The following is a 23,389-nucleotide window of genomic DNA, read 5'->3' as shown; positions in this document are numbered from 1 at the left end:
GCCGCCACTTTCCCCGACAAGCTTGCACTCCCCGCTGCGGGCACCCGCCCCGCGCCCCGGAGGAGGCCCCGTGAGCATGCCGCCCCTCGCCTCAGGCCCCGAAGGCCCCGACGCCCTGAGGCCGTTGCTCGCAGCCGTCCTCGACGCGCTCGACGCCGGCGCCCGAGCCCGCGGCGGCCCCCTGCCCGCGGGCGGCCCGCAGGCGGTCGCCGCCCGCGTACGGGCCGCCGTGGGAGACGTCCTCCCCGACCACGGCGACCCCCACGCCCTGCCCACCCTCGTCCGCGCACTCGCCGAAGGCGCCGCCGACCCCGCCGACGCCCTCTGCGCGGCCCACCTGCACTGCCCACCCCTCGCCGTCGCCACCGCCGCCGACCTCGCCGCCTCCGCCCTCAACCCGTCCCTCGACTCCTGGGACCAGGCCCCCGCCGCCTCCACACTGGAAGCACTCCTCACCCGGGCACTGGCCACCGAGGTCTACGGCCACCGCACCAGGCCGACCGCCCCCCACGCCTACCCCCACCCCACCCCCGACGCCCTCGTCACCACGGGCGGCACCGAAGCCAACCACCTCGCGCTCCTCCTCGCCCGCGAAACCCACGGCCCCACCCTCCGCCTCGTCTGCGGAGCCAACGCCCACCACTCCCTGCCCCGCGCCGCCTGGCTCCTCGGCCTCCCCGCGCCCCTCGTCCTGCCCACCCCCACCGGCACCCTCGACCCCGCCGCCCTCGACGAGGCCCTCACCGCCCACCCCGGCCCCCTCCTCGCCGCCGCCACCGCGGGCACCACCGACGCCGGACTCATCGACCCCCTCCCCGAGATCGCCGCACGCTGCGCGCACCACGGCGCCCGCCTCCACATCGACGCCGCCTACGGAGGCGGCCTGCTGTTCAGCGACCGCCACCGCGCCCGCCTCACCGGCCTCGACGCCGCCCACACCGTCACCCTCGACCTGCACAAACTCGGCTGGCAGCCGGTCGCCGCCGGACTCATCGCCGTCCGCGACGACCGCGACCTCACCGCCCTCCACCACCACGCCGACTACCTCAACGCCGACGACGACACCGAAGCCGGCCTCCCCGACCTCCTCGGCCGCTCCCTGCGCACCACCCGCCGCCCCGACGCCCTCAAGATCGCCGTCACCCTCAAAACCCTCGGCCGCACCGGCCTCGGCACCCTCGTCGACCAGGTCTGCGCCCACGCCCACGCGTTCGCCGACCTCGTCACCGCACACCCCGGCCTCGAACTCCACGCCCCGCCCACCATCAGCACCGTCCTCTTCCGCCCCACGGGCGCCACCGACGCCGCCGTCGCCGAGATACGCCGCCGCCTGCTCACCGACGGCCGCGCCGTCCTCGGCCGCGCCCGCGCCGACGGCCGGCTCTGGCTCAAGACCACCCTCCTCAACCCCCACACCCGGCCCGACGACCTGGCCGCCCTCCTGGAACTGGTGGAAGGAAACACCCCCGCATGACCACGCCCCCGCACCCCAACACTCCTCGGCACCCCAACACGCCCCAGCACCCGCACCCGAACCCCACCCCCGACACCACCCCCCGCGACCCCGACACCCCCCGCGACCTCGTCGGTATCGGCATCGGCCCCTGCAACCTCTCCCTCGCCGCCCTCGCCCACCCCCTCACCGAACTCGACACCGTCTTCTACGAACAACGCCCCCGCTTCGACTGGCACCCCGGCCTCCTCCTCGACGGCGCCCGCATCCAGGTCCCCTTCCTCGCCGACCTCGTCACCCTCGCCGACCCCACCAGCCCCTGGACCTTCCTCAACTACCTCAAGACCCACGAACGCCTCTACCCCTTCTACTTCGCCGAGCGCTTCCACGCCCAACGCGCCGAATACGACACCTACTGCCGCTGGGTCGCCGACAACCTCCCCGGCCTCCACTTCCGCCACCACGCCGACGCCGTCCGCTGGAACCCCGAACGCGACGTCTTCGAAGTCGACTTCACCCAACTCGACACCGACGGCGAAGCCGAAGCCCTAGGCCGCACCTACACCAGGAACATCGTCCTCGGCATCGGCACCGAACCCCACGTCCCCGACGCCCTGCGCCCCCTCGTCGACGCCCCCGGCGTCCCCGTCGTCCACGCCACCGACTACCTCGCCCACCGCGACACCCTCCGCACCGCCGGCCACGTCACCGTCGTCGGCTCCGGACAGTCCGGCGCCGAAGTCTTCCTCGACCTCCTGCGCCACCGCCCCACCGGCCGCGAACAACTCCACTGGATCGGCCGCACCGAGGCCTTCGCCCCCATGGAGTACTCCAAACTCGGCCTCGAACACTTCACCCCCGACTACACCCGCTACTTCCACGCCCTCCCCGAAACCACCCGCGACCGCGTCGTCGGCGCCCAATGGCAACTCCACAAAGGCATCGACGCCGGCACCCTCGCCGCCATCCACGACGAGCTCTACCGCCGCACCCTGCACGGCAGTTGGCCCGACGCCGTCCTCACCCCCGGCGTCCGCGTCCGCACCGCGGGCCGCATCGCCACCACCAAAATCGAACTCCACCTCGAACACATCCAGCAGAACACCCGCAGCCGCCTCACCACCGACGCCGTCGTCCTCGCCACCGGCCACCGCGAACGCCCCCTCGAACCCCTCCTCGCCGGCCTCGACCCCTACATCCGCCGCGACCACAGCGAACGCCCCCGCATCGACGAACACTTCCGCCTCGTCCTCGACCCCTCCGTCACCGCCACCGGCTGCCACGTCTACCTCCAGAACGCCGAACGCCACACCCACGGCGTAGGCGCCCCCGACCTCGGCCTCGCCGCCTGGCGCAGCGCCACCATCCTCAACACCCTCACCGCCAAAGAGACCTACCCCCTCCCCACCCGCACCGCCTTCACCACCTTCGGCCTCCAACCCACCGTCCCCCGCCAGCCCGGCACCCCCACCATCGGCACCCAACGCGGCACCTTCGTACGCCTCAGGGACTGAGAGCACAGAGAGCACAGAGAGCACAGACCCGTACGATGACCAGGACGGGACGGTAGGACAGAGGCAGCGACAGCGACAGCGACAGCGACAGCGACAGCGGCGGTGGCCAACAGATGGACCGGGAACTGACGATCGCGACGGAACTCGCCGAGTGGGCCGCACAACGCATCCGCCGCCCCCGCGCCCCACACGACACGAGCGACGTACGCGAGAAGGACGGCCCCGCCGACATCGTCACCGCCACCGACGAAGCGGTCGAGACACACGTCCGCGCCGTCCTACGCCGCGAATTCCCCGAATACGGCATCGAGGGCGAGGAACACGGCGTCCACGAAGGCACCCCCGGCGCCCCGCACTGGCTCATCGACCCCGTGGACGGCACCACCAACTACGCCCACGGCATCGGCTGGTGCTCCTTCTCCCTGGGCCTGGCCACCCCACCGGGCGAACCACTGCTCGGCGTCGTCGCCGACCCCTGGCGACACGAGATCTTCACCGCGACCCGGGGCGGCGGCGCCCACCTCAACGGCCACCCCATCCACGCCGCCGCCCACACCACCCTCACCGGCCACGTCTTCCTCACCGAATGGGCCGCCCACGCCCACTGGCCCGGCATGGACGACCTCCTGCGCGAACTCGCCACCCGCCACTGCACCGTACGGATCATGGGCTCCACAGCCCTGTCCCTCGTCCAGGTCGCCGCAGGCCGCGCCACCGCCGCCGCCATCGGCGAATTCCACCCCGTCGACGCCCTGCCACCCCTGCTCATCGCAACAGAGGCGGGAGCCGTGGCCGTCCCACGACTCCCGCCCTACAACACCCCGCTGCTCCTCACCGCACCACAGGCCGCCCACGAAGCGACGACCCTGTGGGAGCGGACCGTCCTGCGCTAGAACACCGGCGTACCGTCGCGCGTCAGCTTCCAGTCCACCGACGCGAAGTCCTTCGGATCCAGCACACCCTTCGCCGTCACCCACTCCGCGATCCGCGTCCGGATCTCCGTCGACTCCGCCCACAGCTCCTGCGCCGCCGCCACATGCGGGAACGCACCACCGCCATTGGCCCGGTAGTTGTTCACCGCCAACACGAACTGCTGCGCGTCGTCCAACGCCACACCGCCGTACGTCACGTTCTTGATCCGCGAACCCGCCGCCTGCGCGACATCGATCTCGTACGACAGCCCCGACACATAGTCATAGTTGTAGTCCGGCCGGCCACCCGCGTTCGTCAGCTTCTCCGGGTCGACGACCGCGTCCGCCGCCGTCTGCACGAAATACTGCGCCGAGAACTCCAGGTACGCCCGCAACTGCGCACCCGTCAGCAACTTCGCGACCAGCGTGTTGTCGTACACGTACAGACTCGACAGATCCCGGATAGTCACATCCCCCGCCGGGATCTCCGACGTCCGCGAGAACGGCGAAGCCTGCGCGATCACCGGCAGCGACGCATACGACCCACCCGCCAGCGCCGCCTTGACGACGTCCTCCTGCACCTTCGTGATCAGGTCGATGATCGCGGCGTCCTTGTACCGCGCCTCCACCGTCGTCAACGTCTCCGTCGCCGTACCCACCACCTGGTTGACGTACGCCACGACCTTCGCGTGCTCGTCACCCAGCAGCTTCGTGATCTTCGGGTCGTCCGCCACCGAGTTGGAGTTCAACACCTTCGAGGAAACGGACTCGACGACCCACTTCCCCTTCTCGAACACCAGCTCCACATCGAACACCGACAGCCGCTCCGCATACGCCAACGGCTCCGACAGCACGACCGTCCGCCCGGTCTTCGCGTTCGTCACCCTCAGCTCGGGAATCTCCACATGCGCGTGCCCCACCAGAATCGCGTCGATGTCCGGCACCTGCTGCGCCACCAGCGCCGCCGAATTCTCCACGTACGGCAACTGGTCACCGTACGACGACGTACCCGACGAACCCGAGTGCGCCGACACGATCACCACATCCGCACCCAGCGACTTCAGCTTCGGCACCCACTTCGCCGCCTGCTCCTCCAGCCCCGGGAACGCCAGCTTGCCCTGCACATACGCCTTGTCCCAGATCGCGATACCGGGATTCGTCAGCCCCAGCACCGCCACCTTCACCGGCGGCGCGCCCTTCACACAGAACGTCTTCATGACGTACGGCTGAAACGCCGGCTTCAGCGTCTTCGCGTCCACCGCGTTCGCCCCCAGCAGCGGGAAACGCAACTGCGACTCGAACTTCCGCAGCGTCTCGATGCCGTAGTTGAACTCGTGGTTGCCCAGCGCCGCCGCGTCGTACCCGATCGCGTTCATCGCCTGCGCCATCGGATGCACCGGGCCGCCCTTGGCGGTGATCGGATCCACCTTCGCGTAGTAGTACGTCAGCGGCGTGCCCTGGATCGTGTCGCCCGCGTCCAGCAGCAGCGTGTTCTCGCGTCCCTTCTCCTTGCGGATCTGGTTCACCAGCGTCGAGATCCGTGCCAGCCCCTGCGCGTTGCCCGCCGCGTCCTTGTACTCCGCGTCCTTGAAGTAGTCCCAGTTGAAGACGTGACCGTGCAGGTCCGTCGTCCCCAGCACGGTCAGCGCGTACCGCTTCGGCTGCCGGACCGGCTTCCCGGCCGGCTTCCCCGCCTCCGCGGCCTGCGCCGACGGAGCCGCGGCCGCACCCGCGATCGCCACCCCCGCCCCGGTCACGGCGGACTTCTTCAGGAACTTCCGGCGGTTCAAAGGCATGTCTCGTGCTCCTTGGGGAATGGTCAACGACGCGCGTAGATTCTGACCCGCCCACGACCGACGGCAACAGGGCCAGGAGGTTTCGATCTGGTGACCACCAAGGTCTACCCCAGCCCCTGAACAGCGAAAACCATGACAAGTCGGACGCATGACAAGGTGGGACGCATGACCACCCCGCACAATCCCCCGTACGGCACCCCCGACGCCCCCCTCCTCACCGTCCGCGGCGAAGCCGAACTCGAAGTCGACCCCGAGATCGCCCGCATCGCCATCACCGTCACCGCCCGCGGCAAAGACCGCCGCACCACCCTCGACGACCTCACCCGCCGCAACACCACCGCCATCGACCTCGTCAAGTCCTACGGCGACGCCGTCGAAGACGTCTCCACCGGCGCCCTCTCCCTCACCCCCGAACTCACCGGACGCGGCCGCGGTGAACGCGTCCGCACCTACCACGGCACCGTCCACCTCACCGCCCAACTCACCGACTTCACCGCCCTCGGCGAACTCACCACCCGCCTCGCCGACCTCGACCTCACCCGCATCGACGGCCCCTGGTGGGAACTGCGCCCCACCTCACCCGTCCACCGCCGAGCCCGCCAGCAAGCCGTACGCGACGCCGTACAACGCGCCAAGGAATACGCCGAAGCACTCGACACCACCGTCGCCGCCCTCCTCGAACTCGCCGACACCGCCACACCCGGCGGCCGCCCCCGCGCCGGCGTCGACCGCCGCGCCGTCCGCTTCTCCCTGGCCGCCGCCGAAACGGAATCCACCGCCCCCGAACCCCTCGACCTCGAACCGCAACGCATTCAGATCCGTGCCGAGGTCAGCGCACAGTTCACGATGAATCCGCCCCGCCTCTGAATTCCGCGCATTGACCCATCAGGGAAAATGCTCATCAGAGCGGCAGGCCGCACATTCATTGGTTGTCAACAACCCTTCACTCAAAGGTTGTTGAGCAGCCATGTGCCACCAATTCCCTACCCATCGGTAAGCCCTAGGCTCGACCTATGCGCCGAGCGAAAATCGTCTGCACTCTGGGCCCCGCCACCGACTCGTACGACCAGATCAAAGCACTGGTCGACGCCGGAATGGACGTCGCCCGCCTCAACCTCAGCCACGGCAGCCACGCCGAACACGAGGAGCGCTACCACCGCGTACGCAAGGCCTCCGACGAGACCGGCCACAGCGTCGGCATCCTCGCCGACCTTCAAGGCCCGAAGATCCGCCTCGGCCACTTCGCCGAAGGCCCCGTACTCCTTGAACGCGACGACACCTTCACCATCACCGTCGAGGAAGGCGCCGAAGGCGACCGCCGCCAGTGCGGCACCACCTACGCCGGCCTGGCCCACGACGTCACCCCCGGCGAACGCATCCTCGTCGACGACGGCAAGGTCTGCCTCGAAGTCACCGCCGTCGACGGCCTCCGCGTCCACACCCGCGTCGTCGAAGGCGGCGTCGTCTCCGACCACAAAGGCCTCAACCTCCCCGGCGTCGCCGTCTCCGTCCCGGCGCTCTCCGACAAGGACGAAGCCGACCTGCGCTGGGCCCTGCGCACCGGCTGCGACGTCATCGCCCTGTCCTTCGTCCGCAGCGGCAAGGACATCGAGGACGTCCACCGCATCATGGACGAAGAGGGCCGCCGACTGCCGGTCATCGCCAAGATCGAGAAACCGCAAGCGGTCGAGGCGATCGACGGCATCGTCGCCGCCTTCGACGGCATCATGGTCGCCCGCGGCGACCTCGGCGTCGAAATGCCACTCGAACAAGTCCCCATCGTCCAGAAACGCGCCGTAAAACTGGCCAAACGCAACGCCAAACCGGTCATCGTCGCCACCCAGATGCTCGACTCCATGATCGAGAACTCCCGCCCGACCAGGGCCGAGGCATCGGACGTCGCCAACGCCGTCATCGACGGCACCGACGCGGTCATGCTGTCCGGCGAGACCAGCGTGGGCAAGTACGCGATCCAGACCGTCCGCACGATGGCCAAGATCGTCGAAGCGGCCGAAGAGGACATGCTCGCCGCAGGCCTGCCCGAACTGACGGAAAGCAACAAGCCCCGCACCCACGGCGGCGCGGTCGCCCGGGTCGCCGCCGAGATCGGCGACTTCCTCGACGCGAAGTTCCTGGTCGCCTTCACCCAGACGGGCGACACCGTACGCCGCCTGTCCCGCTACCGCTCCCCGATCCCCCTCCTCGCCTTCACCCCGGAACCGGCCACCCGCTCCCAACTGAACCTGACCTGGGGCGTCGAAACCTTCCTCGGCCCGCAGGCGGACTCCACGGACGCGATGGTCGACCAGGTGGACGAACTCCTCTTGAAACACGGCCGCTGCCAAAAGGGCGACGTGGTCGTCATCACGGCCGGCTCCCCTCCAGGAGTCGCAGGCTCGACCAACATGGTCCGCGTCCACCACATCGGAGAGGACGACGGTCCCAAGTAGGGGGCGGGGATCAGTACTTGGGCCCTACGTGGGCGTCCATGAGAGCCACGGAGGCCTTCTTGGCGACGGAGATGTTGAACGGGTTCCCGTTCCGGGCGCAGTACGTCCACTCGACGCCCAGCTTGTCGCAGGTGTCGGTGAAGAGCCGCCGGATGTCGTCGGAGACGTTGGTGAAGAAGTACCGGGGATATTCGTAGCGCTTGCGCTCACCGTTGATCGTCTTCTCGGTCCAGTTGGTGATCCGGCAGCCGTCCGAGTGGATGAGGCCGCGGATGAACTCCCAGGGGTGTGTGTCGACGATGGCCTGCTGCCAGGGTGCGAGGACGATCCGGCGCTCGTGCTTCTTGCCGGGGCCGTGCTGAGGGAAGAGGTAGGGCCAGTGGGCGAAGTCGCCGACCACGGACACATAGCCCTGGGCCTGCACCCGGCAGGCGTTGTGTGAGGGGTTGATCGCGCGCATGGCGGCTTCGCAGGCGTTGATCAGCCCCGGCCACGCGTCTGCGCATGCGATACGGAGGTAATAGCCGTTGCTGCGCGGGTGGCCGCTGATACAGCCGTCGCCGAGGTAGAGGCCGGGGAGGTAGGAGTACGAGACTTCGTCGGCCGGTGGCCCCGGCGGCGGGGCCACCATGCGGGGCAAAGGCTCAAGTCGGGCCCGCCAAAAGCTAATTGCGGCCCGTGAGATGCCGGTCTCCCGACTTACCGAGTTCAGACTGCGGCCCTGCGAAACCAGCGCCAGTGCTCGCTTGCGTGTGCTGACGTCGTACATATGGACACTCTGTGAGAGTGATCGCGGCGACATGCAGCAAAAAGCGGATGTTCACGAGAACGGGAACATCCGCTTTTGGTTGGCGACCTTCGAATTGAAGGTTAAGTGCCCCGGGTGGGACTCGAACCCACACTGAATACCTTTTGAGGGTATCGTCTCTGCCGATTGGACTACCGGAGCGTCTTCAAACCGAAGGTTAGTGTAGCCCCTCGGTGCCTCAAACATACAGGAGATAGGTAGGCTCTTGTCAGCAGTACCCCTGCCCTGAACGAGGAGCCCCCGTGACCGCCCCCGAGTCGCCCCAGCCCGTGGACGCGCCCGATGACGACAAGTCGCACGTGCCTCCGCTGACGACCCGTGTCGTCATCGCCGAGGACGAGGCCCTGATCCGGCTCGACCTCAAAGAGATGCTGGAGGAGGAGGGCTACTCCGTCGTAGGCGAGGCCGGTGACGGTCAGACGGCGGTCGAGCTGGCCCGCGAGCACAAGCCGGACCTCGTGATCCTCGACGTGAAGATGCCCGTGCTGGACGGCATCTCGGCGGCCGAGAAGATCGCCGAGGAGCGGATCGCCCCCGTCCTCATGCTCACCGCCTTCTCGCAGCGCGACCTCGTCGAGCGCGCCCGCGACGCCGGGGCCATGGCCTACCTCGTGAAGCCGTTCAGCAAGAGTGACGTCGTCCCGGCGATCGAGATGGCCGTCTCCCGCTTCACCGAGCTCAAGGAGCTGGAGAACGAGGTCGCGGACCTCACGCTGCGCCTGGAGACCCGCAAGCTGGTCGACCGGGCGAAGTCGATCCTCCAGACGGAGTACGGGCTGACGGAGCCGGCCGCGTTCCGGTGGATCCAGAAGACGTCGATGGACCGCCGTATGTCCATGCAGCAGGTCGCCGAGGCCGTCATCCAGGACGCCGACGAGAAGAAGGCCAACAAGGGATAGCCGGGCCCCTGAGCCGTACGCGTACGACGAGGCCCGCACCCCGGGAAGGGGTGCGGGCCTCGTCGTCGTAGCGGGGCTGGGACTCGGTGTTCAGTCCTCGCCGAGGTACGCCTTGCGGACGGACTCGTCGTGGAGCAGGTCCTGGCCCGTGCCGGAGAGCACGATCTTGCCGACCTCCATGACGTGGCCCTGGTCGGCGAGCGACAGGGCCGCCTGGGCGTTCTGCTCGATGAGCAGGATCGTCATGCCCTGGGACTTGAGCTCGGCGATGGTGGCCATGATCTTCTGCATCATGATGGGCGACAGGCCCATGGAGGGCTCGTCGAGCATGAGCAGTTTCGGCTGGGACATGAGCGCGCGGCCCATGGCCAGCATCTGCTGCTCGCCGCCCGAGAGGGTGCCCGCGGCCTGCTTGCGGCGTTCGCCGAGGATGGCGAAGAGGTCGTAGGCGCGCTGGATGTCCTTCTCGATGCCTGCCTTGTCGCTGCGGAGGAAGGCGCCGAGGCGGAGGTTGTCCTCGATGGTCATGCGGGGGAAGATGTGCCGCCCCTCGGGGGAGTGGGCGAGTCCGAGGGCGACGATGTCGTGGGCGGGGGTCTTCTTCAGCGATTTGCCGTTGAACTTGATCTGGCCGCCGACGGGCTTGAGGAGCCCGGAGAGGGTGCGCAGGGTGGTCGTCTTGCCGGCGCCGTTGGTGCCGACGAGGGTGACGACTTCGCCGGCCTCGACCTTGAACGAGATGCCTTTGACGGCTTCGATCTTGCCGTAGGCGACGCGGAGGTCCTCGACTTCGAGCAGTGCGGTCATCGGTCGTTCTCCTTGCCGGGCTCGGCGTCCGCCTGGGTGTCGGCGCTCTCGGCGTTCGCTTCGGCGGCCTCTACTTCGGCGATCTCTTCGTCGCCGGGGGCGTTTTCGAAGGGTTCGCCGAGGTAGGCGGCGACGACGCGTTCGTCGCCCTGGACGGTGGCGCTGTCGCCTTCGATGAGCTTTTCGCCCTGGACGAGGACGGCGACGCGGTCGCAGAGGTTGAAGATGAAGCGCATGTCGTGCTCGATTACGAGGACGGCGATGCCCTGGTCGCGGATGGCGAAGACGAGCTCCTCCGTCGCGCGGGTCTCCTGGGGGTTCATGCCGGCGGTCGGCTCGTCGAGGAGGAGCAGGCCGGGTTCGCTCGCGAGTGCTCGGGCGATCTCGAGCTTGCGCTGTTCGCCGTAGGGCAGGTTGCGGGCGAGGTGGTCGGCCTTCTTGGCGAGGCCGACGAACTCGAGGAGTTCCATGGCGCGTTCGCGGGAGGCGGCTTCGGCCTTGTGGAAGGCGGGCAGGCGCAGGACGGCCGACCAGAAGCCTTCTTTGGTGCGGGTGTGGCGGCCGACGAGGACGTTTTCCAGGACCGTCATGTTGGCGAAGAGGCGGATGTTCTGGAAGGTGCGGGCGATGCCGGCGGCGGTGACCTTGAAGGACTTGGGGGGCAGGACGTTGCCCTTGAAGCGGACTTCGCCTTCGGTGGGGATGTAGAGGCCGGTGAGGCAGTTGAAGAAGGTGGTCTTGCCGGCGCCGTTGGGGCCGATGAGGCCGACGATCTCGCCGCTGTTGACGGTGAGGTCGACGTTGCGGACGGCGGTGAGGCCGCCGAAGCGCATGGTGACGCCGCGGGCGTCGAGCACCGTTTCGCCGACGGGGGCGGGGGCGGTCTTGGTGGTGGTGTCGGTGGTCATGGTGGTCAGGCCCCTGCCTTCGTGAGGACGGTGGGTGCTTCCGCGTCCTCGTGGAACTCGAGCTGGCGGCGTCGGTTGGGGATGAGCCCTTCGGGGCGGAAGCGCATCAGCAGGATGAGTGCGAGGCCGAAGGCGAAGAGCTGGTAGTCGCCGAGGAACTGGAGTTTGTTGGGGATGAGGAAGAGCAGTGAGGCGCCGATGAGGGGGCCGCCGATGGTGCCCATGCCGCCGAGGACGACTGCGGCGAGGAGGAAGGCGGAGTTGGGCGGGATGGGTCCGGCGAAGAGGTACTGCTCGGGGGTGACGGTGTAGGTCACGTGGGCCTGGACGGTGCCGGCGAGGCCGGCGAGGGAGGCGCCGACGGCGAAGGCGATGAGTTTGACGCGGAAGCCGTTGATGCCCATGGCGAGGGCGGCGGTCTCGTCCTCGCGGATGGCGACCCAGGCGCGGCCGATGCGGGAGTCGCCGCTGCGTCGGAAGACGAGGACGACGACGGCGGTGATGATCAGCATCAGGAAGAAGTAGTTGGCGAAGCGCCCGATGCTGAAGCCCGCGATGTCGTGGATGGCTCCGAAGTCGAAGCCGAGGACGTCGAGGTTGGGGATGGAGGAGATGCCGTTGGAGCCGTTGGTGATGTCGGGGCCTGAGGTGCCGTCGAGGTTGTTGGCGGTGATGCGGAAGATCTCGCCGAAGCCGAGGGTGACGATGGCGAGGTAGTCGCCGCGCAGTCGCAGGGTCGGGGCGCCGATGAGGACGCCGAAGACGAGGGAGGCGGCGGCGCCGACGAGTGCGGCTGCCCAGAAGGGGAAGTGCACGTCGAAGGGGGAGCTGGGGGCGCCGGAGACCATGGAGGCGGCGTAGGCGCCGACGCCGAGGAAGGCGACGTAGCCGAGGTCGAGGAGGCCGGCGAGGCCGACGACGATGTTGAGGCCGAGGGCGACGGTGGCGAAGATGAGGATGTAGACGCCGAGGGTCGCGTACTGGTCGTCGGTCTGGGTGAAGGGGAAGAGGGCGGCGGTGACGAAGGCGCCGCAGATGGTGATGTTCTGGTGTCGGGCCGTGATCTGGCTGGCCTGGGCGACGAGGCCGGACTTGGCGAGTGCGGCGAAGCCGAGGCCGGTGGTGATGAGGAAGCCGACGAAGAGTTCGTCGTACTCGGTGCCGATGCCGTAGGTGAAGACGGTGAGGCCGAGGCCGAGGACGGCGACGATGATGAGGATCTCGGCGTAGGCGGGGAGCTTGCCGACGGGGCGGGCGGTGCCGGAGCCGAAGGCGGCCTTGACGGTGGCCCACTGGTGGCCGGCCTTGTGCTTGGAGTGCTCCCACGACGTGTCGTCGGGGTCGATCGGGTCGGGCTCGGGGTGCTCGAAGGGCAGGGCGAGGGCGCCGAGGAGGGCGGCGAGGCTGGCTATGGCGACGAGGAAGCCGCCGACTTCGAGGTTGACGACGCCGCCGAGTTCGGTGCTGATGGAGATGACCGTGTACCAGGCGGTGGCGAAGGTGGCGAGGGCGGCGAACTTGAGGGCGCCGTCGGCGCCGGCGGGGACGAGCCAGCCGAGGCCCTTGATGCCGTAGGAGGCGAGGGCGAAGAGGGTGGTGAGGGCGCCGCCGATGAGGACGAGGACCTGGAGGCCGCCGGGGTAGCCGTAGACGGTGAGGTCGCCGGGGAAGGCGGAGGTCCACGTCCAGGCGAGGAAGGCGGAGATGATGGTGAGGATGCCGCCGCCGGTGGCGAGGGCGCGGCCGGTGTTCTCGGGGATGCCGATGAGGCCGGCGTGGGTGGAAGCGGTCTTGGTGTGCGCTTCGGGGGTGGTGGTCTGTGTCGTCATCGGTGTCACGCCCTGTCAGCGACGCGCTCGCCGAGCAGGCCCTGGGGGCGCAGCAGGAGCACGAGGATGAGGAGTACGAAGGCCCAGACGTCGGCCCAGGACTGGCTGCCGAACTTGTCCATGCCGGGGATGTCGGCGATGTAGGCGGTGGCGATGGTCTCGGCGATGCCGAGGACGACGCCGCCGATCATGGCCCCGTAGATGTTGCCGATGCCTCCGAGGACGGCCGCGGTGAAGGCCTTGAGGCCGAGGATGAAGCCCATCGTGAAGGAGATCTGGCCGTACTTGAGGCCGTAGGCGACGGCTCCGACGGCGGCGAAGGTGGCGCCGAGGGCGAAGGCGATCACGATGATGCGGTCGGTGTTGACACCCATGAGTTTGGCGGTGTCGGGGTCCTGGGCGGTGGCCTGCATGCCGCGTCCGGTGCGGGTCTTCATGACGAAGTAGGCGAGGATGCCCATGCTGACGGGGGCGGCGATCAGCAGGAAGATGTCACCGGTCTGGATGGTGACGTTGCCGATGGTGAAGGGGCCGCCGTCGATCTGGGGGAAGACGCGTGCGGACTTCGCTTCGGGGTACCAGGCCCAGACGGCCTGCTGGAGGGCGAGGGAGAGGCCGATGGCGGTGATGAGCGGGGCGAGGCGTGGTGCGCTGCGGAGGGGGCGGTAGGCGAAACGTTCCGCTCCCACGGCGATGGTGACGGAGACCATGACCGCTCCGACGAGCATCAGGGGCAGGGCGATCGCCATGGATGTGCCGTCGGGCAGGATGTAGAGGTAGACCGTGAGAGCGCCGAACGCTCCGGTCATGAAGATCTCGCCGTGGGCGAAGTTGATGAGCTGGACAATGCCATAGACCATTGTGTAGCCGATGGCGACCAGCCCGTACATGGATCCCAGTAGCAGGCCGTTGACCAGCTGCTGCGGCAGTTCGTTCACCGCATGTCCTCCGAGACGGTTCGGATGTTTCGACGGGGGGCCGGATGCGAGTCCGCGCGGGGCGCTTGTGGAACAGCGCCCCGCGCGGCTCAGGTGTGGTGCGGGGGTGGGTCAGCCGGCGAAGGTGCCGGACTTGACGGCCTTCCAGGCACCGTTCTCGACGGCGTAGACGGTGAGCTGCTTGTTGGTGGCGTCGCCGTACTCGTCGAAGGCGACCTTGCCGGTCACTCCGTCGAAGGAGACGTTCTGGACCGCGGCGGTGATCTTGGCGCGGGCGTCGTCGGGCAGCTTGCCGCTGTTGTCGGTGACGACCTTCTTGACGGCCTCGATGATGGCCCAGGCGGAGTCGTAGGCGTAGCCGCCGTAGGCGGAGTACGCGTCCTTGTAGCCGGCTGCCGCGTAGTCGGCGACGAACGTCTTGGCGGAGGCGAGCTCCTCGACGGGGGCGCCGACGGAGGTGGAGAGGTCGCCGGTGGCGCTGGCGCCGGCCAGCGGGATGTAGTCGGCGGAGTTGATGCCGTCGCCGCCGACCAGCGGGATCTTCGCGCCGGCGGCCTTGATCTGCTTGCTGAGGGGGCCGGCCTGCGGGTACTCGCCGCCGTAGTAGACGACGTCGGCGCCGGAGTTCTTGACCTCGGTGGCGACCGCGGAGAAGTCCTTGGTGTCCGGGTTGATGTGCTGGGTGCCGACGACGGTGCCGCCGAGCTTCTTGAACTCGTCGGTGAAGGTGCCGGCGAGGCCCGCGCCGTAGGTCTTCTTGTCGTCGATGACGAAGACCTTCTTCTTCTTGGCGTCGTTGAAGACGTACTGCGCGGCGAACGGGCCCTGGATGGCGTCCGTGGTCGCGGTGCGGAAGTACGACTTGTAGCCGCGGACCTTCTTGGTCTGCCAGTCGGCGCCCTGGGTGAGGGAGGGGCCGGTGTTGGCGGGGGATATCTCGACGAGCTTGGCGTCGTCGAAGACCTTCTGCATCGACTCGGCGACGGAGGAGTTCAGCGGGCCGACGACGCCGAGGACGCTCTTGTCGGCGACGAGGGCCGCGGCGTTCTGCTGGCCGGCGGAGGGCTGGGCCTGGTCGTCCTTGGCCTCGATCTTGAAGGTGACGCCGTCGACGTACTTCTGCTTGTTGGCGTTCTTGACCGCGAGGTCGACCGAGTTCTTGATGCCGAGGCCCATGGCGGAGAGGTCGCCGGTCAGCGGGGCGTCGACACCGATGGTGACGGTGGTGCCACTGCTGTCCGAGCCCTTGTCGCCGCTGTCGCGCGAGCCGCAGGCGGTGAGGGTGAGTGCTCCGGCGGACAGCGCGGCGGTGATGGCGATGAGCGAACGTTGACGCACGTTCCAGTCCTTTCCCTGGGCGGCCCTCCCCCCTGGAAGAGGCCGAGTCCTGCGCTGAGCCGAAGGGGGTATTCCAGCCGCGCGGTGACTGGGCGTGACTCTAAGCGGGTGGGGTATCGGGGAGGAGGGTCTGACCAAGGCTGTGACGTTCTTGTTATGACACGAGGTAATGCAGAGCGGTACGGGGTGGGTGGATCGGTGGAATTCTGGCCGATTCGCCCTGTCCGCATAGTGAGAACGCGCAGGATGAACCAGGATGGGTTCAGGCGTCTCAGACGTTTTGGTGATTACGGAAATTGTTGCTGCAGGCGACCTTTAGGGCGGTGGCGAGGTCCTGTGCATAGCGTGTTCCCAGGATGAAGCTGTGGACCCTTATTGCACGCGTATTACGTAGAGTTACGTCCAGGAAAGGCAGTCCGGCGTTCCCCGGCACTTTCCCGCATTCCGTCACATGCATGGTGATCATGATCGTGCGGGCGGAACCCGCTGGGGTCCCGAAGGGTGCGGCCGGGGCCGTGGTGAGGGTGAGTCCGGCGTACGGCTGGCTCACCCGGGTCACGGTGACCGGCGGCCCGGCTGTCACGCCGAGCAGTATCTCGAAGGCGAAGCTGCGCGGCCCGGTGCCGGGCGCTGCGGCGACCTCGCCGAGGTAGCTGACGTCCACCACCTGCGACGGGAACGGCGGCAGGGACGGGAACGGCCGTACGGGCGGGGCCGGTTGGGCGCTGTGGGGCCGGGTCGCGTACAGGTAGCCGCCGCCCGCGAGGAGCAGCGCGGCGGCGAGGGCGGCGAGCACGGGCCGCCGGTGGGCGGCGTAACGGCGGGCGAGCGGGCGGGAGTCGGGCCGCCGGCCCGGTCGGTCGGCGGGTGCGGGGGCCTCCCAGGTGCCGGGCTGTGTGCCCTCGCCGGGTTCCACCGGGCCGATGCCGCTCATCGCCAGGGGCCTTCGCCGGGGCCGCCGGAGCGGTACCACGCGACGCAGCCGTCGCGGGCCCGCCGGTCGATCAACTCGGTTGCCGCGTCGGCCCCTTGGCCCTTCTTCGCGGCCCGCGCGGCGTCCACGACGGTCCGCAGGATCGCGTACTGCCCGTCGGACAGCCCCATCGACTGGTAGTCGCCGTAGGTGTCGCCGTCCAGCGTCTCGCGCGCCCAGTGGGCGACGATCCGCGTGCACAGGTCCTCGGGGGCGACGGCGGACGGGGACGCGGTCGGGGTGGCGGATGCGGATGCGGATGCAGGTGGGGCGGGGGACGTGGGCGGGGCTGCGGAGGTGTGGGGGCGGGCTTCGCCGCAGGCGGCCGTCAGCACCCCCGCCAGCAGGGCCGGTCCGAGCAGCCGCGCCGTGGTCCTCGCCCCTGGGGCGCCTGCCGTTGCCATGCTCCGACGCTAGGCCGCCGCAGTGCCGGGCGGCAACGGGTGCGCCCGCGCGGGGTGTTCGCGAGGACCGTCAGCCGGCCGCGGGGGCGTCGCGCAGCAGACAGGTCAGCCGCGCGGTGCACACCCGCCGCCCCTCCGCGTCACTGATCACGATCTCGTACGTCGCCGTGGAGCGCCCCCGGTGCACGGGCGTGGCCACGCCGGTGACCAGGCCGGAGCTCACGCCTCGGTGGTGGGTGCAGTTCAGGTCGACGCCGACGGCCAGCTTGGAGCTGCCGGCGTGCAGCATGGAGCCGACCGAGCCGAGGGTCTCGGCGAGGACCGCGGAAGCGCCGCCGTGCAGCAGTCCGTAGGGCTGGGTGTTGCCCTCGACCGGCATGATGCCGACGACCCGGTCCGCGGAGGCCTCGACGATCTCCACGCCCATGCGCGCGCCGAGGTGCCCGGCGGAGAACAGGGCCACGATGTCGATGCCGAGCGCGGCGTACTCGTCGATGACTTCTTGCGGGAACTTCACGTGCTGCTGCTCGCCCATGGGGTCCGGCTCCGTTCGTCGATCACAGTCCAGCGTCGCTGAGCAAACGCTCAGTCGGTCGACGATTGTTCCAGACGGACGACGACGGACTTGCTGGCCGGGGTGTTGCTGGTGTCGGCGGTGGCGTCCAGCGGTATGAGGACGTTGGTCTCCGGGTAGTAGGCGGCGGCGCAGCCCCGGGGCGTCGGGTAGAGCACGACCCGGAAGCCGGGCGCCCGCCGCTCCACGCCGTCCTTCCACTCGCTTACCAGGTCCACGTACGACCCCTCCGCGAGGTCGAACGCGCGCGCGTCCTCGGCGTTGACCAGGACGACCCGGCGGCCGTTCTTGATGCCCCGGTAGCGGTCGTCGAGGCCGTAGATCGTGGTGTTGTACTGGTCGTGGGAGCGCAGCGTCTGCAGCAGCAGGCGGCCCTCGGGCAGCTTCGGGTACTCGACCGGGGCGGCGGTGAAGTTGGCCTTGCCGGTGGCGGTGGGGAAGCGGCGCTCGTCGCGCGGGGCGTGCGGGAGCGTGAAGCCCTCCGGGCGGGCCACGCGCGCGTTGAAGTCCTCGAAGCCGGGGATCACGCGCGCGATGCGGTCCCGGATCGTCGCGTAGTCCTGTCCGAACTCCTCCCAGGGCACCTTGCTGTCTTCGCCGAGGACACGGCGGGCGAGGCGGCAGACGATGGCCGTCTCGGACATCAGGTGCGCGCTCGCGGGCGCGAGGCGGCCGCGGGAGGCGTGCACCATGCCCATGGAGTCCTCGACGGTCACGAACTGCTCGGTGCTTTTCCCGTCCGGGCCGGCCTGCAGATCGCGCTCGGTGCGGCCGAGGGTCGGCAGGATCAGGGCGCGCGCGCCCGTGACGACGTGCGAGCGGTTGAGCTTCGTCGACACGTGCACCGTGAGCCGGGCGCGCCGCATGGCCGCCTCGGTGACGTCGGTGTCGGGGGAGGCGGACACGAAGTTGCCGCCCATGGCGAAGAACAGCTTCGCCTCGCCGTCGCGCAGCGCGCGGATGGCGCGGACGACGTCGAAGCCGTGCTCGCGCGGCGGCGCGAAGCCGAACTCCTTCTCCAGGGCGTCCAGGAAGGCCGGGGCGGGGCGCTCGAAGATGCCCATGGTGCGGTCGCCCTGCACATTGCTGTGGCCGCGGACCGGGCAGACGCCCGCGCCCGGGCGGCCGATGTTGCCGCGCAGCAGCAGGAAGTTGACGACCTCGCGGATGGTCGGCACGGAGTGCTTGTGCTGGGTGAGACCCATCGCCCAGCAGACGATGGTGCGCTCCGAGGCGAGCACCATGCGCAGGGTCTCCTCGATCTCCGCGCGCGAGAGGCCGGTCGCGGTGAGCGTCTCCTCCCAGTCGGCCGCGCGGGCGGCCTCGGCGAACTCCTCGAAGCCGTGGGTGTGCTCGCCGATGAACGCCTCGTCGAGCGCGCCCTCCGTCTCCAGGATGAGCTTGTTGAGGAGCCGGAAGAGGGCCTGGTCGCCGCCGATGCGGATCTGCAGGAACAGGTCGGTGAGGGCGGCGCCCTTGAACATGCCCTGCGGGGTCTGCGGGTTCTTGAACTTCTCCAGGCCCGCCTCGGGCAGCGGGTTGACGCTGATGATCTTCGCGCCGCCCGCCTTGGCCTTCTCCAGGGCGGACAGCATCCGGGGGTGGTTGGTGCCCGGGTTCTGCCCGGCGACGATGATCAGGTCGGCCCGGTAGAGGTCCTCCAGCAGGACGCTGCCCTTGCCGATGCCGATGGTCTCCGACAGGGCCGAGCCGGACGACTCGTGGCACATGTTGGAGCAGTCCGGCAGGTTGTTGGTGCCCAGCTCGCGCGCGAAGAGCTGGTAGAGGAACGCCGCCTCGTTACTGGTGCGGCCCGAGGTGTAGAAGACCGCCTCGTCGGGGGAGGCGAGGGCGGCCGTCTCCTCGGCGATGATGTCGAAGGCGCGCTCCCAGGTGACCGGCTCGTAGCGCTCGCCGCCCTCGGGCAGGTACATGGGGTGCGTGAGCCGCCCCTGCTGCCCCAGCCAGTAGCCGCTGCGGCCGGCGAGGTCGGCGACGGGGTGCGCGGCGAAGAACTCCGGGGTGACCCGGCGCAGCGTCGCCTCCTCGGCGACCGCCTTCGCGCCGTTCTCACAGAACTCGGCGGCGTGCCGGTGCTCCGGCTCCGGCCAGGCGCAGCCCGGGCAGTCGAAGCCGTTCTTCTGGTTCACCCGCAGCAGCGTCAGCGCGGTGCGCTTCACGCCCATCTGCTGCTGGGCGATGCGCAGGGAGTGCCCGACGGCCGGCAGGCCCGCCGCCGCGTGCTTCGGCTCGGCGACCTGCGGCGCGTCCTGGACCGGATCGGCTTTGGGCGGCTTCGTTGCCATCGCACGCTCTCCTTCTGCATCAGCTCGGCTGTGTCACATCCCCCAGATCCTCGCACGAGCCACTGACAACGGACCCGTACGGTCCCCGGCCCCCGGCCGGCCGGGCCGCGGCCGGGACCGAGTGTCAGTGGGGCGTGGCAGGATCGGGGGCGTGGCAGAGACAGCAGCGAAGAAGACCGACACCCCCTCCGGCTCCGGCGAGAGCCGCCCGCGCCTGATGCTCATGGACGGGCACTCGCTGGCCTACCGCGCGTTCTTCGCGCTGCCCGCGGAGAACTTCACCACCGCGACCGGCCAGCCGACCAACGCGATCTACGGCTTCGCGTCGATGCTGGCCAACACTTTGCGTGACGAAGCGCCCACGCACTTCGCGGTCGCCTTCGACGTCTCCCGCAAGACCTGGCGCTCCGAGGAGTTCACCGAGTACAAGGCGAACCGCTCCAAGACGCCCGACGAGTTCAAGGGGCAGGTCGAGCTGATCGGCGAGCTGCTCGACGCGATGCACGTCTCCCGGTTCGCGGTCGACGGCTTCGAGGCCGACGACGTCATCGCCACGCTCGCCACCCAGGCCGAGGCCGCCGGTTTCGACGTGCTGATCGTCACCGGCGACCGCGACTCCTTCCAACTGGTCAGCGACCACACCACGGTGCTGTATCCGACGAAGGGCGTCTCCGAGCTGACCCGGTTCACCCCGGAGAAGGTCGTCGAGAAGTACGGGTTGACGCCCGCCCAGTACCCCGACTTCGCGGCCCTGCGCGGCGACCCGTCCGACAACCTCCCGGGCATCCCCGGCGTCGGCGAGAAGACGGCCGCGAAGTGGATCAACCAGTTCGGTTCGTTCGCGGACCTCGTCGAGCGCGTCGAGGAGGTCAAGGGCAAGGCCGGGCAGAACCTGCGCGACCACCTGGAGGCCGTCAAGCTCAACCGCCGCCTCACCGAGATGGTCAAGGACGTCGAGCTGCCCAAGGCGGTCACCGACCTGGAGCGCGCCCCGTACGACCGCACGGCCGTCGCGCTGGTCCTGGACACCCTGGAGATCCGCAACCCCTCCCTGCGCGAGCGGCTCCTCGCCGTCGACCCGGGCGCAGAGGAGGCCGAGCAGACCCCGGTGGCCACCGGCGGCGTGGACGTGGACGGCACGGTGCTGGGCACCGGCGAGCTGGCCGGCTGGCTCGCCGGGCACGCCGCCGGCACCCTCGGCGTCGCCACCGTCGACACCTGGGCGCTGGGCGCCGGTTCGGTCGCCGAGGTCGCGCTCGCCGCCGCCGAGGGACCGGCCGCCTGGTTCGACCCGGCGGAGCTGGACGAGTCCGACGAGAACGCGTGGGCGGCCTGGCTCGCCGCCGAGGACCGCCCCAAGGTCCTGCACAACGCCAAGGGCGCCATGCGTGTCTTCGCCGAGCACGGCTGGTCCGTCGCCGGCATCACCATGGACACGGCGCTCGCCGCCTACCTGGTCAAGCCGGGCCGCCGCTCCTTCGACCTGGACGCGCTGTCCCTGGAGTACCTCGGCCGGGAACTGGCCCCGGCCGCCGCGGCCGACGGCCAGCTCGCCTTCGGCGCGGACGACGGCGCCGAGGCCGAGGCCCTCATGGTGCAGGCCCGCACGATCGTCGACCTCGGCGAGGCCTTCCGGGACCGGCTGGAGGAGGTCGGCGCGGCCGACCTGCTGCGCGACATGGAGCTGCCCACCTCCGCCCTCCTGGCCCGCATGGAGCGGCACGGCATCGCCGCCGACCGCGCCCACCTGGAGGCCATGGAGCAGATGTTCGCGGGCGCCGTCCAGCAGGCCGTGAAGGAGGCGCACGCGGCGGCCGGGCACGAGTTCAACCTGGGCTCGCCCAAGCAGCTCCAGGAGGTCCTCTTCGGCGAACTGGGCCTGCCGAAGACGAAGAAGACCAAGACCGGCTACACCACCGACGCCGACGCCCTGGCCTGGCTCGCCGGCCAGACCGACAACGAACTGCCGGTCGTCATGCTCCGCCACCGCGAGCAGGCGAAGCTCCGCGTCACCGTCGAGGGCCTGATCAAGACGATCGCCGCGGACGGCCGGATCCACACCACCTTCAACCAGACGGTCGCCGCCACCGGCCGCCTCTCGTCCACGGACCCGAACCTCCAGAACATCCCGGTCCGTACGGACGAGGGCCGGGCGATCCGCCGCGGCTTCGTCGTCGGCGAGGGCTTCGAGTCCCTGATGACGGCCGACTACAGCCAGATCGAACTGCGCGTCATGGCCCACCTGTCGGAGGACGCGGGCCTCATCGAGGCGTTCACCTCCGGCGAGGACCTGCACACCACGGCCGCCTCCCAGGTGTTCGGCGTCGAACCGACCGCGGTGGACGCGGAGATGCGCCGCAAGATCAAGGCCATGTCCTACGGCCTGGCGTACGGCCTGTCGGCGTTCGGCCTCTCCGCGCAGCTCAACATCGACGCGGGCGAGGCCCGCGCCCTGATGGACGCCTACTTCGAACGCTTCGGCGGCGTCCGGGACTACCTGCGCCGCGCGGTCGACGAGGCGCGGGCGACGGGCTACACGGCGACGCTGTTCGGCCGCCGCCGCCACCTGCCCGACCTCAACAGCGACAACCGTCAACGCCGTGAGGCGGCCGAGCGGATGGCCCTGAACGCGCCGATCCAGGGCACGGCGGCCGACATCGTCAAGATCGCCATGCTGAAGGTGGACGACGCACTGCGCGCGGCGGACCTCAAGTCCCGCATGCTGCTCCAGGTCCACGACGAAATCGTCCTGGAGATCGCCCCCGGCGAGCGCGCGGCGGCCGAGGAACTGGTCCGCCGCGAGATGGCCGCCGCCGTCCAGCTCAACGTCCCCCTCGGCGTCTCGGTCGGCGACGGCTCGGACTGGGAGTCGGCAGCGCACTAGCCTCCGGCGGCACAGCCGGAGTGACACCTCGGGCCTGCTGGATCAGATTCATCGGGCCTGCGGGAAGTGACCCCTCAGGCTTGCTGGATGCGACACCTCGGGCCTGCGCGAAGTGACACACCAGGCCTGCTGGAAGCGACACCCCAGGCGCGCTGGATGCGACACCTTGGGTTTGCTGGATGCGATACCTCAGACCTGCTGGAGTGATACCTCAGGCGTACTGGAGGGGCCCCTGTCGGGCTTGGGTTCAAGGGGTCGTCGCAACACCACCTGGTTTCAGGTGGTGAGTAGATCACGTAGACGCTCGGCTGGGGTATCCCAGTCGAGCGTCTTGCGTGGGCGGCCGTTGAGTTCCTGGGCGACGTGTTCGAGGTCTTCGGGACTGTGCAGGCTCAGATCGGTGCCTTTCGGGAAGTACTGCCGCAGCAGCCCGTTCGTGTTCTCGTTCGAGCCGCGTTGCCAGGGCGAGGCGGGGTCGCAGAAGTAGACGGGCATGTCGGTGGCCATGGTGAACTGCTTGTGACGTGCCATCTCGCTGCCCTGGTCCCAGGTGAGGGAGCCGCGCAGGTGCGCGGGCAGGGTCTGGACGGTGCGGAC

19 protein-coding genes and 1 tRNA gene are annotated in these 23,389 nt (G+C 69.5%); 7 read left to right on the top strand and 13 right to left on the bottom strand.

From position 1 onward, the window contains the following. The first annotated feature begins 70 nt into the window (after nt 1-70). The 3 genes from BMZ82_RS07525 (at nt 71) to BMZ82_RS07515 (ending at nt 3,860) form a co-directional block, all read left to right on the top strand. Complete coding sequence (locus BMZ82_RS07525) at nt 71-1,474, top strand: pyridoxal phosphate-dependent decarboxylase family protein (RefSeq protein WP_256251811.1); 1,404 nt, start codon at nt 71-73, stop codon at nt 1,472-1,474. Further along, nucleotides 1,471-2,967, top strand: a complete 1,497-nt coding sequence (locus BMZ82_RS07520) for a lysine N(6)-hydroxylase/L-ornithine N(5)-oxygenase family protein (RefSeq protein WP_093773021.1) — start codon at nt 1,471-1,473, stop codon at nt 2,965-2,967. The genes BMZ82_RS07525 and BMZ82_RS07520 overlap by 4 nt, the downstream gene beginning before the upstream one ends. 113 nt (nt 2,968-3,080) lie before the next feature. Continuing rightward, on the top strand, nt 3,081-3,860 hold the full coding sequence (locus BMZ82_RS07515) for an inositol monophosphatase family protein (protein ID WP_093773019.1): 780 nt from the start codon (nt 3,081-3,083) through the stop codon (nt 3,858-3,860). Here the strand turns inward: BMZ82_RS07515 and BMZ82_RS07510 are convergent. After that, entirely contained in the window at nt 3,857-5,674 is a 1,818-nt protein-coding gene (locus tag BMZ82_RS07510) for a bifunctional metallophosphatase/5'-nucleotidase (RefSeq protein WP_093773017.1), read from the bottom strand. The genes BMZ82_RS07515 and BMZ82_RS07510 overlap by 4 nt on opposite strands. 165 nt (nt 5,675-5,839) lie before the next feature. On the opposite strand from BMZ82_RS07510, the gene BMZ82_RS07505 reads away from it, so the two are divergent. Beyond that, entirely contained in the window at nt 5,840-6,541 is a 702-nt protein-coding gene (locus BMZ82_RS07505; RefSeq protein ID WP_093773015.1) for an SIMPL domain-containing protein, read from the top strand. Between the two features lie 146 nt (nt 6,542-6,687). After that, nucleotides 6,688-8,124 carry a pyruvate kinase gene (gene pyk, locus BMZ82_RS07500; protein ID WP_093773013.1) on the top strand — a complete coding sequence of 479 codons (1,437 nt, stop codon included), beginning with the start codon at nt 6,688-6,690 and terminating at the stop codon, nt 8,122-8,124. A gap of 10 nt (nt 8,125-8,134) precedes the next feature. On the opposite strand, the gene BMZ82_RS07495 is transcribed toward pyk, so the two are convergent. Continuing rightward, nucleotides 8,135-8,893 carry a helix-turn-helix domain-containing protein gene (locus BMZ82_RS07495; RefSeq protein ID WP_093773011.1) on the bottom strand — a complete coding sequence of 253 codons (759 nt, stop codon included), beginning with the start codon at nt 8,891-8,893 and terminating at the stop codon, nt 8,135-8,137. A 106-nt stretch (nt 8,894-8,999) separates the two neighbouring features. Then, nucleotides 9,000-9,073 (bottom strand) — tRNA-Leu (locus tag BMZ82_RS07490). 101 nt (nt 9,074-9,174) lie between these two features. On the opposite strand from BMZ82_RS07490, the gene BMZ82_RS07485 reads away from it, so the two are divergent. After that, a complete protein-coding gene (locus BMZ82_RS07485; protein ID WP_093773009.1) occupies nt 9,175-9,831 on the top strand; it encodes an ANTAR domain-containing response regulator in 657 nt (218 codons plus the stop codon). Between the two features lie 90 nt (nt 9,832-9,921). Here the strand turns inward: BMZ82_RS07485 and BMZ82_RS07480 are convergent, their stop codons facing one another. From BMZ82_RS07480 to BMZ82_RS07440, 9 genes are all read right to left on the bottom strand, one after another. Continuing rightward, the gene (locus BMZ82_RS07480; protein WP_093773007.1) at nt 9,922-10,638 is read right to left on the bottom strand and encodes an ABC transporter ATP-binding protein; all 717 of its coding nucleotides are present in this window, start codon (nt 10,636-10,638) and stop codon (nt 9,922-9,924) included. Next, nucleotides 10,635-11,546, bottom strand: coding sequence for an ABC transporter ATP-binding protein (locus BMZ82_RS07475; protein WP_093773005.1), 912 nt, complete (start codon nt 11,544-11,546; stop codon nt 10,635-10,637). The genes BMZ82_RS07480 and BMZ82_RS07475 overlap by 4 nt, the downstream gene beginning before the upstream one ends. Nucleotides 11,547-11,551: 5 nt before the next feature. Further along, entirely contained in the window at nt 11,552-13,375 is a 1,824-nt protein-coding gene (locus BMZ82_RS07470; RefSeq protein ID WP_093773003.1) for a branched-chain amino acid ABC transporter permease, read from the bottom strand. A 5-nt stretch (nt 13,376-13,380) separates the two neighbouring features. Further along, nucleotides 13,381-14,313: a branched-chain amino acid ABC transporter permease gene (locus tag BMZ82_RS07465; RefSeq protein WP_093773001.1), complete on the bottom strand. Its 933-nt coding sequence runs from the start codon at nt 14,311-14,313 to the stop codon at nt 13,381-13,383. 111 nt (nt 14,314-14,424) lie between these two features. Beyond that, nucleotides 14,425-15,651, bottom strand: a complete 1,227-nt coding sequence (locus BMZ82_RS07460) for a branched-chain amino acid ABC transporter substrate-binding protein (protein WP_093772999.1) — start codon at nt 15,649-15,651, stop codon at nt 14,425-14,427. Between the two features lie 271 nt (nt 15,652-15,922). Continuing rightward, complete coding sequence (locus BMZ82_RS07455) at nt 15,923-16,585, bottom strand: Tat pathway signal sequence domain protein (RefSeq protein WP_093772997.1); 663 nt, start codon at nt 16,583-16,585, stop codon at nt 15,923-15,925. Further along, on the bottom strand, nt 16,582-17,028 hold the full coding sequence (locus BMZ82_RS07450; RefSeq protein ID WP_177244420.1) for a hypothetical protein: 447 nt from the start codon (nt 17,026-17,028) through the stop codon (nt 16,582-16,584). The genes BMZ82_RS07455 and BMZ82_RS07450 overlap by 4 nt, the downstream gene beginning before the upstream one ends. Before the next feature lie 70 nt (nt 17,029-17,098). Next, nucleotides 17,099-17,563 (bottom strand): hotdog fold thioesterase, encoded by a 465-nt coding sequence (locus BMZ82_RS07445; protein ID WP_093772993.1) that lies wholly within the window; start codon nt 17,561-17,563, stop codon nt 17,099-17,101. Between the two features lie 50 nt (nt 17,564-17,613). Beyond that, nucleotides 17,614-19,908 carry an FdhF/YdeP family oxidoreductase gene (locus tag BMZ82_RS07440; protein WP_093772991.1) on the bottom strand — a complete coding sequence of 765 codons (2,295 nt, stop codon included), beginning with the start codon at nt 19,906-19,908 and terminating at the stop codon, nt 17,614-17,616. 151 nt (nt 19,909-20,059) lie between these two features. Here BMZ82_RS07440 and polA point away from each other — a divergent pair, with 151 nt between their 5' ends. Continuing rightward, nucleotides 20,060-22,792 carry a DNA polymerase I gene (gene polA, locus BMZ82_RS07435; protein ID WP_093772989.1) on the top strand — a complete coding sequence of 911 codons (2,733 nt, stop codon included), beginning with the start codon at nt 20,060-20,062 and terminating at the stop codon, nt 22,790-22,792. Between the two features lie 276 nt (nt 22,793-23,068). Here polA and BMZ82_RS07430 read toward each other — a convergent pair. After that, the coding region (locus tag BMZ82_RS07430; RefSeq protein WP_107487643.1) for an IS30 family transposase at nt 23,069-23,389 on the bottom strand (321 nt) is incomplete at its 5' end.

The organism is Streptomyces sp. yr375, from assembly GCF_900110755.1.
Taxonomy (GTDB): Bacteria; Actinomycetota; Actinomycetes; order Streptomycetales; family Streptomycetaceae; genus Streptomyces.
Note: the sequence above shows the minus strand (reverse complement) of the source record. Positions and strands in the feature narration are given on the sequence as shown.